Raw genomic sequence first — 15944 nt, 5'->3', positions numbered from 1 at the left:
CAGCAGCCCGATGCGGTCCATCACACGCCTGCTTCCTAACGCAGGTGCGATCAAGGAATGCAGAACCCGTGGTCAACAAAACGCTCGTAGCGCTTGGGGTTGGAGCCGGTGTCGTGACGGTGGGCGTGCTGGTGGGCCGCAAGCTGCTCGGCAAAGCCGGCAGCAGCCATGCTGCCGCTCCCAGCGCAATCGACCTCAGCTTTGCCACCACCGTGGCAGATGCACTTGCCACAAAGAAAGTCTTGCAGTGCGGCGCCGCCGGTGAAGAAGGCAAGGTCGACCGCCTGCGCTATTTCTTCTTGTATCGCCGCGCCGTCGAGTTGGGGCTAGCCGATGCCTCGCTGCGTGTCGCACCGGGCCTCGCAACCTTGCAGCAACGCGTGGCCCAGCAGTTCGGCCAGGTCGAACAATTCCTCACACCGCTGGTCGGCACTGCGTTAGCCAGAGCCAGAGGCCCGTACTTCGGCGGCCCCCTCGACCCTGCCCAACGCATTCACCACCTCGATCTCGGCTTCTACGTGAGCGTGCGCCTGGTCGACCCAGCACCCACCACCGAGGCCGCCGCCGTGGCGGCCAGCTCGCCCAGCCAAGCGCAGGTGCAAACCCTGCGCGAGCTCGACGTTCGCAAGATGCGCGTGAATGCCATCGTGTGGCGCGCCGCCGCCATCGAGCCCGATGTCTGGGCCGGCACTGGAAACGACGCCGCCCTGAAGCCGGCCGAGCTGACCAAGCTGCTTGACCGGCGCCTGCGCGCGGTGGAGCGCTTGCACTACGAGGTGTCGGCAGGTGTAACGCAAGACCGCAGGTTCTCAGACTCCCCGAGCAACAGAACCTCGACCACTGAAGGCCCTTGGAGCGATGGCTTCGTCTTGCATGCCGTGGAGCGGCCCAGCATGCCGCGCACGGCACGCAGCTTCGACGGCTCGTGGGCGGTGGAAGATTTCTTTCTCAACCAGCACGAGCTCTCACAGCTGCTGCAGTTCGACGGCAACGCCACCGGCGGCAGCTTCACGCTCGAGTTCGATGGCGATGTGTCGCCCGCCATTGCGTTCGATGCAGACCAGACTCAGATTCAAACCGCCATCCACGCCATGCGGGCGGCCAGCAGCCTCACCGTGACCGGCACCAATGGCTCCATGCCCGACTCCATCCTGAAGATTGTGCTCACCGGCATCATGAACCCGGGCAGCCAACTCAAGGTGCATAGCAACAACCTGACCGGTACCCAAAACCCCACACCCAAGGTGCGCGTGATCGAAGACATCACCGCGGTGGAAACACGCGCCGTGCCGCGCTTCTCCCTGGACCAAGTGAACAGGCTCTGGTTTCTCAACCACAGCACTGACGAGCTTGATTGGAACCTGTGGCCGGGCACACGCCTCGTCGGCAACCAGTGGAAGCCGGTGCCCGAGTCTGGCTTCAAGAAAAACTACGGCTGGATGCTCGTGCCACGGGCCGACACGCAGTCACTTTCAATCAGCGGCGCGCCCACGGGCGGCAAATTCACGCTCAGCTTCAATGGGCAGGCCACCACCGAGATCGGCGTCTCTGCCAGCGCCGAGACTGTGCGCAAGGCGCTGGCCGCTTTGCCCGGCGGCGGCCCCAAGGTCGTTTGCATGGGTGGCCCACTGCCGGGGTCGGTCACGTTCTACCTGCACCCTTCGGTGTCACCCAACGCGTTGGCCATCGGTGCCAACCAGCTCACCGGCGACCCCCAAGCAGCACCGCAATTCGGCCTGCGCAACCCGGCCAAGGGCGATCAGCCAGCAGACACCATCAACGAGTTGTTTGCCTTGCTGGTGCCGCCGAAAGAGTTGCCTCCTGCCAGCAACGGCAACCCGCAGTTCACGCCCAGCTTCAACCGCAGCGATTGGTGGGCGCGCTCATGGCTGCATTCAGATGGCGTGATGTCGGGCCTGCACCTCGAAGCCTTGCGCTTTGCACTGATGCGCCAGCCGCAGGCGACGGGCATCGGTTTGCGCCCCGACGACGAGTTCAACGAGTTGCCATGGAAGTTTGGCTTGGCGCTTGACGATTGTTTTGAGCTGCGTGAAGTGACCCACGTCTCCAACGGCATCATGGCCAAGGGCAAGAACGAGTACTTCGAAAACGGTGCGGCTTTGCTCGACGACCTGCAGATCGGCGACCAGGTTCTGTTCGACACCAACCCCGCGCTCGTGGCCCTGGGCACCACAGCATGGGACTACCCCACCGTGCTGGTGACCGACCTTGACACCCCACCCGACAAGCCTGGCATCAACCTGGGCGAGCTCAAGCTGCAGGGCTTAGGCACTGACGAGCTTTCAATGCCTGACTTTCAACTGCTGCACATCAGCAACACCGACGCCATCTTGAAGCGCGTGCAGGAATACATCCCTGCAGAAATCGCCCGCCTGAGCGCCAAGGCCGCCGCCGCTGGCGAGCCCTTCACGCCGCCCACCAAGCTGCCGTGGGACATCGGCATCATCAACTTGTTCGAGCGCGCAACAGGCGATGACACACTGCTGCGCCTGTGGAGCCCGTACGCCGACGACACCTGGGACGCGCCAGGCCCGTGGTGGCTGTGGATCAACGCTCACACAGAGCTCTGGCGCGCAGCCTTCGGCCTGGTGGCACAAGCCGATGCTGATGCCGATGACAACGACGATGACGACGGCCTCGATGTGAGCGCCTTGCTGGCGCGCATACCCGGCGCGCTGATCATGTCGAGCACCACCCAGGTGACGTTTGCCAACCGGCCCAACCCGTGGCGCGCCACCGGGGCGTCGCCCGTCATCGCCACCAGGGCGGACTTTCAGCCGCCACCGCTGGAAGACCTGCGAGACACCCTGGGCGATGCCAACGACGTCATCTTCGTGCCGCTGTTCCAGCCCATGGGTGGCTGGGAAACCTACTTCGAGACCAAATTCAACACCCCTGCCGATTCGCGCTGGCCCCCGCAGCTCGACCCGGTGCGGTCTGACGCGCGCTGGTTCTCGGGCCTGGCCACCAGCCCCACCGACCCGCAGCGTGTACGCGTGATCCGGCCTCGCGCCAAACCCAACCCCTAAGGCCGCAGCCATGGATTCATTGGCCACCGCCGCGCGGCTCGCGTCTCAAACCTTGGCACCGTTTGCCAAGGCCTTGGCCGGCAGCGACGGGCTGCTGCTCGAATACTTTCGCAAACTGGGCTGGGCCTTGCCGGCGGTGCCACCATCGCTTGCGAACCTGCGCACGGCCAGCGGCGATTGGGTCGCCTCGTTCGGCAAGCTCGAAGCCGTGCTGCGCCAGCAAGTGGGTGGCGACATTTCTGAAGACGCTGTGCTGGAGGCCGCCGCCAAGTTCGTGGCCGACCTGGCCAAGCTGGCACTGGCCCTGCGCGCGCTGCCCGCAGGCTTGCGCTCCGAGCTGCCGCAAGCCTTCATCGACGGCAGCCATTTGGCCGAAGAGTTCGTCGAGCGGCTGTTCAACGATGCCATCTACCGCCGAATCGAAAGCCACGGCCGCGCTTCGCTCGAAGCGCTGCGGCTGCTGGGCCTGGCCGAATCCACCGCCATGCCGGCCGACTCGGCGACCTTTCAGCCGGCATACGAGAAGAAGACGATTCGCTGGGATCGCATGGTCGACCTGGTCTCCGACCCGGCCGCCGTCATGGGCGAGCTCTACGGCTGGGGCACGCCCAGCATCCACGCCAGCAAGCTGTTCCTCGCGCTGAGGGATTTGTCGTTCGCCATTCAATGCCCGGTGTATTTCGATTACGCACCGCGCCCGCTGATGAACGCCGTGGTCGCGGGCTTGGCAGACAACGTGCCTCGTCAACCCGGCGTGGTGGTGCCTTTGCTGGCCGATTCGCCGCAAGAGTTCGTGCTCGGCTGTTACGCCATGCCCACGCGCAACGCGGCCGAGGTGCAGGGGCTGATGTTCACGCTGGCGAGCCAGTCGCAGCTGGGCCTGGCCTTCGAGCTGTCGCCTGCGCTCACCTTGAAGATTGACGGCCAGATCGACCTGAACGCAGGCGTGGCGCTCGCACTGTTGCCAGGCCAGGCGCCGCGGCTCATAGGCAACACCAGCGGGCCGTTGCCCGTGGCAATTGCCGGCGCAAGCGCCACCATTGCCTTGCAGTACACGCCGCCCGACAAGCAAAAGCTCTCGCTGCTGAATTTCGACGGCCTCATGCTAGACGCCAAAGGCATCAGCCTCGAAGCCGGCTTCGGCGCTGGAGCCGACCAGGCGACTGACTTTCATGTGCAAGCCACGCTGCCCGGCTTGCACTTGCAGCTGGGTGGGCTCGCGCAAGACTCGTTTCTCTCTGCGCTGCTGCCGAAAGACGCTTCCGTCGAGATGGACCTGGCCTTCGGCTGGTCGCACCTGCGCGGCCTGTATTGGGCCAGCGGCGCCGGGCCCAAGATCACCATCCCCGTTTCCCTGACCCTCGGGCCCGCCAAGATCAAGGCGCTGGAGATCGGCTTCACCTCGTCAGGCGACACCTTCACGCTCAACGTGGGTGTGAGCGCCTCGGCCACGCTCGGGCCGGTGGTGGTGGTGGTCGATGGGGTGGGTGTGGGAATCTCGGTCAACACCAAAGGGGGCAACCTCGGGCCGGTGGATGTCGGCTTTGACTTTGTACCGCCGCACGGTGTAGGCCTGTCGATCGACGCGCACGGCGTGGTCACGGGTGGTGGTTTCATTGACCACGACCCCGCGCTCGGACAGTACGCTGGTTCGCTGGAACTCACGGTGCATGAGCGCTTGAGCCTCAAGGCCTTCGGCCTGGTGGCCACGCGCCTGCCCGATGGTTCGCGTGGCTATTCGATGATCGTGTTCATCACCGCCGAAGGCTTCCAGCCTGTCCAGCTGGGCATGGGCTTCGCGCTGCTGGGCATAGGCGGCATGGTCGCCATCAACCGCACCTTCGACGAAGACGTGCTGCGCGCAGGCTTGAAGAACGACACGCTCGGGCAACTGCTGTTTCCGCGCAACCCGGTGGCCAATGCGCCAGCCATCATTGCCGCGCTAGCTGCCGCTTTTCCGGCGCGGCCGGGCAGCTACCTGCTGGGGCTCTTGGTGCGCATCGGCTGGTTCACCCCCGCGCTGGTCACGCTCGACCTCGCGTTGATCTTCGAGTTCGGCAAGCGGCACCGGCTGCTGATCCTGGGGCGCATTGCTGCGCTGCTGCCCTCGCCCGACAACGACCTGGTGCGGCTGATTCTGGATGCGATGGGTGTGATCGACTTCGACGAAGGCACCGCGTCTATCGACGCGACCTTGGTCGACTCACGGCTGGCACACAAATTCCCGCTCACCGGCGACATGGCCATGCGCGCCCGCTGGACCAAAGGCCCTGGCCGCGGCTTCGTGCTGGCGGTCGGTGGGCTCAACCCGCACTTCGCACAGCCCGAGGCCTTCCCGGCGCTGAAGCGCGTAGCCATCGCGCTCGCTTCGGGCGACAACCCGCGCCTGATGTGTGATGCCTACATCGCCATCACCGACAACACCGTGCAGTTCGGCGCACACGCGAGCCTGCACGCCGCGGCCTACGGTTTCAGCATCGACGGCGACGTCGGCTTCGACGTGCTGATCCAGCTCTGGCCGCTGCACTTCATCGCCGACTTCCACGCGTCGGTGCAGTTGAAGCGCGGCAGCACCAACCTCTTCATGGTGACGGTGCAAGGCGAGCTCGAAGGCCCGCGCCCGCTGCGTGTGAGCGGCAAGGCCACGTTCTCGATCTTCTGGTGCGACTTCACCGTGCGGCTCGACAAGACGCTGGTCGACGGCGAGCTGCCGCCACTGCCCAACCCCATCAACCTGCTGGAGCAGTTGGTGACGACGCTCAGCAACCCTTCGAGCTGGCGCGCGCTGCCAGCCAACGGGCGCACACAAGGCGTGGCCTTGCGCCAGCTGGAAAGCTCCACGCGGCTGGTGCTGGAGCCGCTGGGCCAGCTGCAAGTGCGCCAGCAGCTGGTGCCTTTGTCGACGGTGCGCGAGATCGACACCTTCGGCGGCGCGCCCCTGAGCGGCGCGCGGCGCTTCGTGTTGAAGGCCCTGCTCGATGGTGTGGAGCAGCCCGACAACCCCCTGACCGATGGCTTCGCGCCAGCGCAGTTCTTCGCGATGAGCGATGACGAGAAGCTGGGCGCACCGGCGCTCGAAGACATGGGCTCGGGCCTGGCCTTCGGCGAAGCGGCCGCGCAGTTCGCTGCGGCCGAGTGCGTGGCGGCGCCGCTGGCTTACGAGCAGATCGTGGTCGATGACCTCGCGGCGCCCCCACCACCGCCGCGCGATCGGCCGCGGGTGCACCTGGCGGTCGAGCGGCTGCAAGCCTGGAGCGCCACGGGGGCTGTCGCGCGGGCAGCGGTGCACAACACCGGACGAGCGCGGTTCCGTGTGGAAGGCGAAGCGCCCGCGGTGGTGTTGGCCACGCCCATCTGGCGCATCGTGCCGCTGGCTGATGTAGGTGAGGCCCCGCCGCCGGTGGTGACCGGCACCACGCAGACCTACAGCGAAAACCTGGCTGTGTTGGCCCAGCTCAACCGCGCCGCGCCGCGTTGGCAAATCGTGCCGGCACACGAGCTGATGTCATGAACAGCACCTCGTCATTTCTGCCGGAGTTCCCCCATGCCGCCTGACACCGCCAACCTGGCCTTCCTGCCCTGGGTGCGGCAAGGTGCGGCGAGCGTGATCACCACGGTCGATGCCTTCACCGCCGCGCAGCCTGCCGTGGCCGACCTGGCGGCCGGCATCGCCATCAACGGCGGCCAACCGCTCTCGGTGCCTGTGCGTTTGCGCGGGCCGGCCGACGTGGTTGGCGTCAATGTGCAGCAGGTCGTGCGCATGGACCCGCGCCCCGGCAGCAGCGACTTCGAGCCCAACTACTTTCCGTGCATCGAGTTCGATCGCCCCGATTTCCCCTGGCTCTTCACTCCCCTGAAAGCCGACAACAGCGCGCGACTGCGGCCGTGGTTGGTATTGGTGGTGGTGCGCGTGCAAGACGGCGTGACGATTTCCAACACACCCGATGCACCGCTGCCCACCTTGCGCATCACCGCACCGGCAAAAGCAGCCGACGAGCTGCCCGATCTCGCTGAAAGCTACGCCTGGGCGCACGCACAAGCCGCCTCGGGCAATGCGGGTGCGGCAGCCGTCAGCACAGCACTCGCAGGCCCTGCGCAGCTCTCACTGTCGCGCCTGCTGTGCCCGCGCCTGCTGGCGCCCAACACCGACTACATCGCCTGCGTGGTGCCCGCCTTCGAGCTTGGCCGGCGCGCTGGCCTCGGCTTGCCGGTGACCGATGCCGACCTGATGGCCACCAACGCGCTGGCACCCGCCTGGTCGCTCACCCCGTCCCTGCAGGAAGTGCAGCTGCCGGTCTATCTGCGCTGGGGCTTTCGCACCGGCGTCAGCGGCGACTTCGAATCGCTCGCGCGGCGGCTGGTGCCGCAGCCCGCGCCCGAAGGCCTGGGGCGGCGACCCATCCGCATCGACACCCCCGGCTTTGCATTGCCCGATACCTTCCCGGCCGGCGCCACGCTGGCGCTGGAAGGCGCGCTGCAAACCATCAAGTCGCCTGACGAACCCGCGCCTTGGCCCGCAGACACGCAGGCCGACCTGCAAGCCGCGCTCGCCGACATCATCGACACCCCCGGCCGTGCACTGGCCTTGACCCCAGGAGCCGACCCCATCCTTGCACCACCGGTCTACGGCCGCTGGTTTGCGGGGCGCGCCACCGTCACGCCGGGTGCCGCACCGTGGCTCGACGAGCTGAACCTAGACCCGCGCTGGCGCACCGTCACCGCCTTCGGCACACGCGTCGTGCAAGTGCACCAAGAGGCGCTGATGGCCTCGGCCTGGGAGCAGGCGGCCGAGCTGCAACGAGCCAACCAACGCATGCGGCAACTGCAGCTGAGCATGGTGGTGGGTGTGCGGCTGCACGAGCGCCACTTCGCCACACTGGCCGGTGACGCGATGCTTCGCTTGGCGGCGCCCGCGTTCGGCCGCATACGCTCGGTGCTAGGCAACGAGACCGCGCCACGCACGGTCGTGGCGCGCCTGGCCCACAGCGCACTGCCCTTGCGCGCCACCGGCGTGGCAATGCGTACCGTGGGCCGCACGCGCGGGCCGTTGACCCGCCGGGCCGCCACACAAGGTGTGGTGCGTGCGCCCACCGCCAGCTGGATCGGCACGCTGAGCCTCGGGGTGGGCAGCTTCCTCAACACACCCGTGCTTGACCTGGCCACAGTCGATGGCCTGCGGCAAGCCAGCACCAACCCCAGCGCGCTGCGCTCGTACAGCCAGGCGAATGCAGAAGCCGTAACGGCCATGGGCGGCCAGCCTTTCTTCCAGGTGGTGGCCGAGGGCCTGCCGGTACCGGTGCTGCACCCGCCCGCCTTGCCTACAGCGTCTGACGACCCCGCGGCAGCTGCCTTCCGCGCCGCAGCGGTCGCGCACCTCACGCGCCTGCGGCCCGAGCGGCCGCGCATCATGATTTTTCCGCTGCCACCCCTGGCGATGGACCAGCTGCGCAACATCGTGCGCGCACAAACACAACCACGCGCCACACTCGTTGCGCTGGCAAGCGCTCTGGTGGAAACCGGTGCCAACGCCGTGGCGCCGGTGGGCACTCCCGCCAGCGCGGCGGTGGGCATAGACACCGTGATGGCTGCACCGCACTTCCCGCAGCCCATGTATGCACCGCTGCGCGACCTGTCGCAACAACTGCTGCTGCCCGGTGTCGACGGCCTGCCGCAAGACGGCGTGTTTGGCCTCAAGACCAACCGCCGCTTCATCGAGGCTTTCATGGTTGGCTTGAATTCGGAGATGGGCGCCGAGCTGCTGTGGCGCGGCTTCCCGACCGACCAGCGCGGCACCTGCTTCGCCCAGTTTTGGGACACCGCCGGTGCCGAGGCACCGCGAGTTGACATCACCCCGTTACACGAGTGGCAAGACCGCGCGCTCGGCGCGGTGCAGCCCAACGTGCCACGCGAGCAGTTTGTGATGCTGATGCGCAGCGCGCTGCTGCGTCGCTACCCCAACGCCATGATCACCTCCACCCGCGCCGTGATGACGAACGGCGTGCGCTCGCCCAGCACCCACGCGGCCGACGAAAAGACACCCGCCTTTCGTGGCACGCTGGACCCCGACATCGCGTTCTTCGGCTTCGATTTCGACGAAGACGAAGCCACCGGCGCCGACGGTTCGGCCGGCCGCTACATCGTCATTCAAGAGCACCCGACCGAGCCGCGCTTCGGGCTCGACGTGGGCACCGACACCGGCAGCGCAACCCACCTCCGCCTGGGCAGCGGCCCGCCCACCGGACTGGTGCCCAGCCCCGGCCAGCTGTGGGGCCGCAACGGCGCCCACATGGCCGGCATCGTGCGGCAGCTGCCGGTGCGCATCTGCCTGCATGCCTCACGCTTCATCGCCACACCATGACCACGCCCCTCTTCTTCAGGTCGCGTCTGACGCTGCCGGCCAGTTCGCTGGTGCGCGACCCCGGCGCGCCGCCCGCTGCAACTGCACCAACGCCACCTTCGCAACTCGCCGAGCAGCTGTGCGCCAGCGACCAACCGCTGGCGTTGATGCCCGTGCGTTTGGAAACGCGCTTCTTCGCGCAGCCCGACGGCAGCAGCGAGCTGCGCGTGCGTGTCTATCCCGACAAGCTGCAGATCGACACCCACGAAACCGAGCTCACGCCCGACGAACGCGATTGGGGCCAGCACTACTGGACGCAAGACTGGCTGGCGGGTGCTGATGAGCCACCACGCACAACCGCCTGGAGCCAGCTCGCGACGCGCTTCGGCGCGCAACGCGCCGCATGGATCGCGCGTTTGCTGCTGCCGACCAACGCAGCGCAGCGGCCCGCCGTGCCGCCGCAATTTCCAACCGTCGCCGTGGTCAACGATGGGCAGAACGCCGCCTGGCGCCGCGCCCCACTGGCTCGCCTGCTGCCTGACCGTTGGATTGCTGTGCTGCAGTCGGGCGGCGAGCCGGTGCTCGCAGCGAGCGGCAACACCATCGCGCCGCGCCTGGCCGTTGGTCCCGACCCCACCGCCCCGGAGCAAGCCGCCGACAACACCAGCCCAGCCGTCGACGAAGGCATGCGCTGGATGGTCGACTTTGCCGTCGCCGAATCCGTGGGCATGGCCTTGCGCCTTCGCGTGCCCGCTGCGTTGCTGCAAGCGGGGCTCGACAGCCTGCTGGTGTTCGGCGCCGCCGCGGCAACCGCGCCGGCCCAAGCCGCTGCCGACATGGCTGCGCTGCTCGACGCGCATCACTACACCGACGGGCTGGCCTTCTTGCCGCTGGGCACACCCACCAACAACACCGCCGAGCGCCGCTCTGGCCAGGGCGCCGATGACCTCGGCAACCGCTTGAGTTTTGCAGCGGAGATTGCTGCCAACCCCGCGCAGCTTGATGCGGCCGCCAACGCGTCGCGCCTGGCTGCCGCACTCGGCCTGCCAGCAGGCACCGTGGCCGCAGGCCTGGGCCGTGTGCCCTCGGCGGCCGGCACGCACGAGAAAGACCAGCGCAGCATGAACAGCGCGCTGTGGCAAAGCGGCTGGGGCAACTACCTCGTCAACATGATCGGCTTTGAAGGCACCGGCCTCACACCCGACGACGTGGCCTGGGCGCGTGAGCATTTCGTGGGCCACGTGCGCGCCTTCGGCGCGTTGGCCGCCTTGCGTTGCGGGCGCCAGCCCTATGGCGTGCTGCCCGTGACTTCGCTCGACCTCTGGCAACCACCTGCTGCCGATGCAGCTGCGTTCACACGAGACAGCAAGCTGCGCTCGCTGCTGGTCGCACTGCGCGACGGCTTGTGGCGCCCGCACCTTGCGCAAGCACCGCGTGTCGGCCTGCGCCAAAGCCCGCCCGACCCCGACGCCGATCTGGCCGACGTGATGCGCTCTGATGCGTTATCAGTCGGTGCGAAAGCGCGTGCTGTGCTGGGCCGCCACTACCTGCAGCACTTGCGTGCCTTCCTCGGTGAAGACTTGCGCGCCAGCGGCTTTGTGGCCGCGCAGGACACGATCGCCACGCAGGCGCTGGCCAAAGCCGGCATCACCTGGCGCCCGCGTCTGGCACAGGCCGCGTATGCCAACTTCGACTGGCCGGTGAAGGTGCCGGCTGTGCAGGCTGGCGAGGTCTCGCCGCAGCAGCCGCTGGCGCCCAACTACATCGCCACCCTGCTCGCGCAGCCGAGCATCGACGCACTCGTGCAGGCCCGCCCTGGTTCCGATCCCACTGCGCCGGTGGTGGCCACCAGCCTGCTCGAAGTGCTGTTGCGCCACGCGCTGCTGCGCGAGGTGGCCAGTGCCGCAGCGCAGATCGCCGCCAGCGCACCGGGCGCCAACCTTGCGAGCCTGCTGCGCGATGCCGAGCTCGTTGACCTGGTCGGCGGCTCAACACCCACGCCGCATTGGCGGCGGCAGCTCGACAGCGTGGTGGCGCCCATCACCGGCAGCGCCACCATTCGCGCTTTTCTCGAAAGCCAGACGCAGTTCAACCTGCCCGCCTTGGCCGCACTCGGCGACGCGCGCCGCAGCCTTGCGCACCTGCAGGCGCTCGACAGCGAACGCTTGCAGACGCTGATGCACGGCACGCTCGACCTCTCGGCCCACCGGCTCGATGCGTGGATCACCGCCTTCGCCAGCAAGCGCCTCGCGGCCATGCGCGCGGCGTCGCCTGTCGGCCTGCGCACCGGCGCCTATGGCTGGGTCGAGAACCTGCGGCCTGCGGCGGCGGGCAGCGCTGTGCCCACGCCGGCTGGCGAGACCGGCACTGTCATCGCCGCCCCCGGCGACACCGGCTTCGTCCACGCGCCCTCGGCCACGCACGCAGCTGCCGCCGCACTGCTGCGCAATGCGCACCTGGGCGCTGGCAACACCGCGCAGGCGAAGGGGCCGTTCGCCATCGACGTTTCTTCGCGCCGTGCCCGCGAGGCAGCACGGCTGCTAGCCGGTGTGCGCCAAGGCCAGCCGCTGGGCGCGCTGCTGGGCTACCGCATCGAGCGCACGCTGCACGAGCTGCACCTCGACAGCTTTATCACCACGCTGCGCCGCATTGCCCCGCTGGTGGCCGGCAAGCTGGAGCAGACCAACTTGCCCGCCGAAGCCATTGCTGCGAACAACGTGGTCGATGGCTTGGTGCTGCAACAAATGTGGGCGGCCAACACCTCACAGATCACCAACCCATTGCGAGACGACGGCGCGCTGGGGGTTGACGTGCAAGCCATCGGCAAGGAGCTGGACGCACTCAGCGACACCGTCGACGGCCTGGCCGATGCGCTCACCGCCGAGACGGCCTACCAGATGGCGCGCGGCAACACCTTGCGCACCGCCGCCACGCTGGCCGCCGTGGCCACCGGTGACGCCCCCGCGCCCGAGCTGGAAGTGATACGCACACCACGCAGCGGGCTGGCCGCCACGCACCGGCTGCTGGTGCTCTTTGCCGCAGAGCCCTTGGCACCCGAAGGCTGGGGCAGCGCAGCGAACTCGCCGCGCGCTGCCGCCGAGCCGGTGCTGAACGCCTGGGCCGCGGGCCTGCTCGGCGACCCACGCCGCACACGCTGCACCGTCGAGCGCCTGGGCGACGACGGCCAGGTGGTCGAGCAGCGCCGCTTCGCATTGGCCGAGCTGGGGCTGGCGCCGCTGGACGCCATCTATGGCGTGGAAGACAGTGCGGGCACCGCACCGCAGGCCGGCACCGCAGCCACCGAGTTGGAGCAGGCCGTGCTGGCACATGCGCGCGCCGTGGGTGCGTTCGACACCGACGACGCGTTGCGTTTGGCCTTGCCCCGGCCAGCGGATTTGGCTGCCGGTGAGACGACCTTTGGCGACCTGCTTGAACAAGCTCGCGCCGCACGCGCGATGCTGTCGCACGCACGCGGCGCCTATGCAGAAGACCTGAACCCGCCCGAGCGCAGCACGTCCGATGGGGTTGATCTGGATGAGCTCGCCACGCGCGCCAGCGCCGCTGAGGCCGCACTCGCTTCCGCGCAGGCTGCACTTGCCGCGCAGCTGCAGCTCGGCAACGGTGCCGATGCCAGCGTGCTGCGCTCGGCGCTGCGAGCCCTGGGCCGCTTCGGCGTGCCGGCCACCGCGCCCGTGCGTGCCAGCGGCCACGACGGCGCCACCCTCGCTGCCCTGCTGGCGCAAGCCGGTGGCGTGGCGAAGGCCGCCCAGGCTCGGCTGGCGGCCAGCGCCGCGCTGCGTGTGCCGCCCACCGCCACCGACCCGCGTGCGCGCCGCCGCCAGCTCGACGAGCGCCTGCGCGCCGTCTTCGGCGCAGGCTTCGTGGTGCTGCCACGTTTTGCTTGCACGCCGGCCGCTGCGGCCGAGCTGCAATCGGCACTCGCGGCAACCATTGCCACACAAGCCGGTGACCGTTTTGCCGCTCACACCTGGCTGCTGCGCGCAGCGCGCGTGCGCGACGGCTCCGCCCGCTTCGCGAGCTGCCTGCGTGGCGCCGAGGTGCTGGGCAGCGGCGCGCAACTGGCGTTGAAGGTGGCGCAACTGCCCTTCGTCGAAGGCGAACGCTGGATAGGCCTGCCACCTGCCACTGGTCACACCATCGCCACGGGCAAGCTCTCGCTCGTGTTGCAAGCCGATGCACATCTCGACCCATCACAGCTGCTGGCCGGGCTCTGGATCGACGAATGGACCGAGGTGGTGCCCTCGACAACCGAAACCACAGCCATCGCCTTCCAGCTCGACCCGCCCGACGCCTGCGCACCGCAATGCGTCTTGCTGGCCGTGCCACCGCAGCCCGACCTGCCGTGGACCGTGGGCAGCCTGTACCGCGTGCTGCTAGAAACACTCGACCTCGCCAAGCTGCGCGCGCTCGACGCCGAATCGCTCACCGATGCGGCCCAGTACCTGCCGGGGCTCTACCTGGCGTTCAACGCGAACGACGACGCGGTGTCGACCGACTTCGCCCCACTCACTCGCTGAACGCAGCCCACCATGAGTTCACCGTTCCCGCCTCGTCCGCTGTCACCTTCTCTGTCGCCGCCTTCGACCCCGGCAACCGACCTCGCGCGCCGCCGACCCGGTGACCCGCCCGAGCCACCGGAACCTCCGGCGCCGCCACCTCCACGCCCGCCGCACCCTCGGCCACCACCCCCTCCACCGCCACCGGCGCCCCTGCCGCCCGCGGGCACGCCATCGATCACCTCATGGCACCGCCTGGAAACGCACTGCCGCGATGCGCAGATGGCCAACACCACCAGTGCGCGTGTGTACGACCCGCTGTGGTTGCTGACCCGCCAATGGCAGACCGGCGAGTACCAGGCCGAAGACACCGGCACACCCGTGGCAGCGCGCGTGCAGGCCACGAGTGCGTCGCTCACACGCGCTCACCTGGGGGCGCTGCCGGCCGACTCAAACTTCGTGGCATCGCGCTACGACCCCGCCGCGCTGCCGCTGGAAGCGCTGGTCGAGCGCCGGCCCATGCGCGCCGCTGATGCCAACGACGCGCGCCTGCTCGGCGTGGCCGTCGAAGCTGGCCTGCACTTCCTGCGCATGGTGGCGGCGCAAGAGATCATCGGCAACTACCGCGCTGGCTTCATCGTCAGGTTCGCACTGCAAGCGGTGCCCACCGAAGCGGGTGGCCAAGTCGACGACGCCACCGCGCGCTTCGCCCGCAGCATGCTCGGCCGGGCACCTGATGCGCGGCGCATTGCAGACGACATTCGCGCCGGGCGCGTGGCGCAGTGGCTGGTTGATCCCGTGCTCAACATCTTGCCGGGCGACCGCTCCGAAGTGCAGCAGGCCGCCGACGCCTGGCTCGCCTGGTACGACAGCCTCTTCAGCGAGCCGGCCACCGCGGCCGACGACGCCTGGGACCCCGCCCGCCTCGAATACGGCCTCTCCGTCTCGGCGCGACTCTCCGCCACACCGAGCGACGAGTTCAGCTTCACCGCCGGCGAATACGACGAAGGCCACCTCGACTGGAGCGCCTTCGACTTCGACGGCGAAGTAAACCTCGGCACCCACGGTGACCAGGCGTTCACGACGCTGGTGGAAACCACGGTGCCGTCGCCAGTCACTTTTCGCGGCGGGCCAGCACCGCGCTTCTGGGAGATGGAAGACGCACAGCTCGCCTACGGGCTGGTGGCCGTCGGCCCGGCCGATCTCGCGCAGATGATGATGATCGAGTACGCCAGCGGCTACGGCAACGACTGGTTCGTGGTGCCGCTCACACTGCCGGTGGGCTCGGTCACCCGCGTCGATTCACTGGTCGTCACCGATTCATTCGGCGTGAAGCTGTTGTTGCGCCCCATGGGCGACCCGGCGCTGCCAGCGCCCAACTGGTCGATGTGGCAGCACGCGTTCATCCGCCGCCCGGGGGCCGACCTCATCGCGCGGCCAGCCACCAACCTCTTCTTCCTGCCGCCTGCGGCCGGGCGCGTGCTCGACGGCCCTGCGCTCGAAGACGTGCTCTTCATGCGCGACGAAATGGCCAACCTGGCCTGGGCCATAGAGCGCCGCATCGAGAGCCCGATCGAGCAATCGACACGCCGCGAAGCACTGCTCGCCGCTGCGGCCAACCCGCCGCCGAACGACATTGCGAGCGGCGAGCCGTCGAGCACGGGCACGGGCACGAATGACCCGCTGCGCTATCGCCTGGCCAGCGAGGTGCCGGCGCACTGGGTGCCGCTGCTGCCGGTGCAGACGCATGTCGATGGAAAACTCGTTTCGCGCCTGCGCCGCGGCGCCGTGCTCCAGCCCGATGGCTCGGCCGTGCTGCACCCCGCCCTCGGCCACATCTTGAACGCCTCCAACCCGTTCGAGGTGTATGACGAAGAGATCCCCCGCGAAGGCCTGCGCCTCACCTTGGCCCGCCGCCTGGTGCGCTGGACCGACGGCAGCACCTGTGTCTGGACGGCCTACCGACGCCAGGTCGGGCGCGGCGAAGGCTCGAGCGGGCTGAGGTTTGACCAGGTGGAGTGAGCGTTTCCCTGCGTCTAG

At 68.4% G+C, this 15944-nt stretch carries 5 protein-coding genes; all 5 read left to right on the top strand.

Annotated elements, in window-relative coordinates; all coding sequences use genetic code 11:
• The first annotated feature begins 68 nt into the window (after positions 1–68).
• The 5 genes from AC30QB_RS08390 (at position 69) to AC30QB_RS08370 (ending at position 15926) form a co-directional block, all read left to right on the top strand.
• Positions 69–3050, top strand: a complete 2982-nt coding sequence (locus AC30QB_RS08390) for a hypothetical protein (protein ID WP_489545748.1) — start codon at positions 69–71, stop codon at positions 3048–3050.
• Between the two features lie 10 nt (positions 3051–3060).
• Positions 3061–6561, top strand: a complete 3501-nt coding sequence (locus AC30QB_RS08385; RefSeq protein ID WP_489545747.1) for a DUF6603 domain-containing protein — start codon at positions 3061–3063, stop codon at positions 6559–6561.
• 33 nt (positions 6562–6594) lie between these two features.
• Positions 6595–9408, top strand: a complete 2814-nt coding sequence (locus tag AC30QB_RS08380; protein WP_489545746.1) for a hypothetical protein — start codon at positions 6595–6597, stop codon at positions 9406–9408.
• On the top strand, positions 9405–13925 hold the full coding sequence (locus AC30QB_RS08375; protein WP_489545745.1) for a hypothetical protein: 4521 nt from the start codon (positions 9405–9407) through the stop codon (positions 13923–13925). The genes AC30QB_RS08380 and AC30QB_RS08375 overlap by 4 nt, the downstream gene beginning before the upstream one ends.
• A gap of 261 nt (positions 13926–14186) precedes the next feature.
• Complete coding sequence (locus AC30QB_RS08370; protein ID WP_489545744.1) at positions 14187–15926, top strand: hypothetical protein; 1740 nt, start codon at positions 14187–14189, stop codon at positions 15924–15926.
• The last annotated feature ends 18 nt before the right edge of the window (positions 15927–15944 follow it).

Source organism: Rhizobacter sp. (genome assembly GCF_046595475.1).
Taxonomy (GTDB): domain Bacteria; phylum Pseudomonadota; class Gammaproteobacteria; order Burkholderiales; family Burkholderiaceae_C; genus Rhizobacter.
Note: the sequence above shows the minus strand (reverse complement) of the source record. Positions and strands in the feature narration are given on the sequence as shown.

Excerpts from the sequence above, each read along its gene's own strand:
- AC30QB_RS08375 (WP_489545745.1), top strand. The coding sequence starts at position 9,405 with ATGACCACGCCCCTCTTCTTCAGGTCGCGTCTGACGCTGCCGGCCAGT.
- AC30QB_RS08380 (WP_489545746.1), top strand. The coding sequence starts at position 6,595 with ATGCCGCCTGACACCGCCAACCTGGCCTTCCTGCCCTGGGTGCGGCAA.
- AC30QB_RS08370 (WP_489545744.1), top strand. The coding sequence starts at position 14,187 with ATGGCCAACACCACCAGTGCGCGTGTGTACGACCCGCTGTGGTTGCTG.
- AC30QB_RS08385 (WP_489545747.1), top strand. The coding sequence starts at position 3,061 with ATGGATTCATTGGCCACCGCCGCGCGGCTCGCGTCTCAAACCTTGGCA.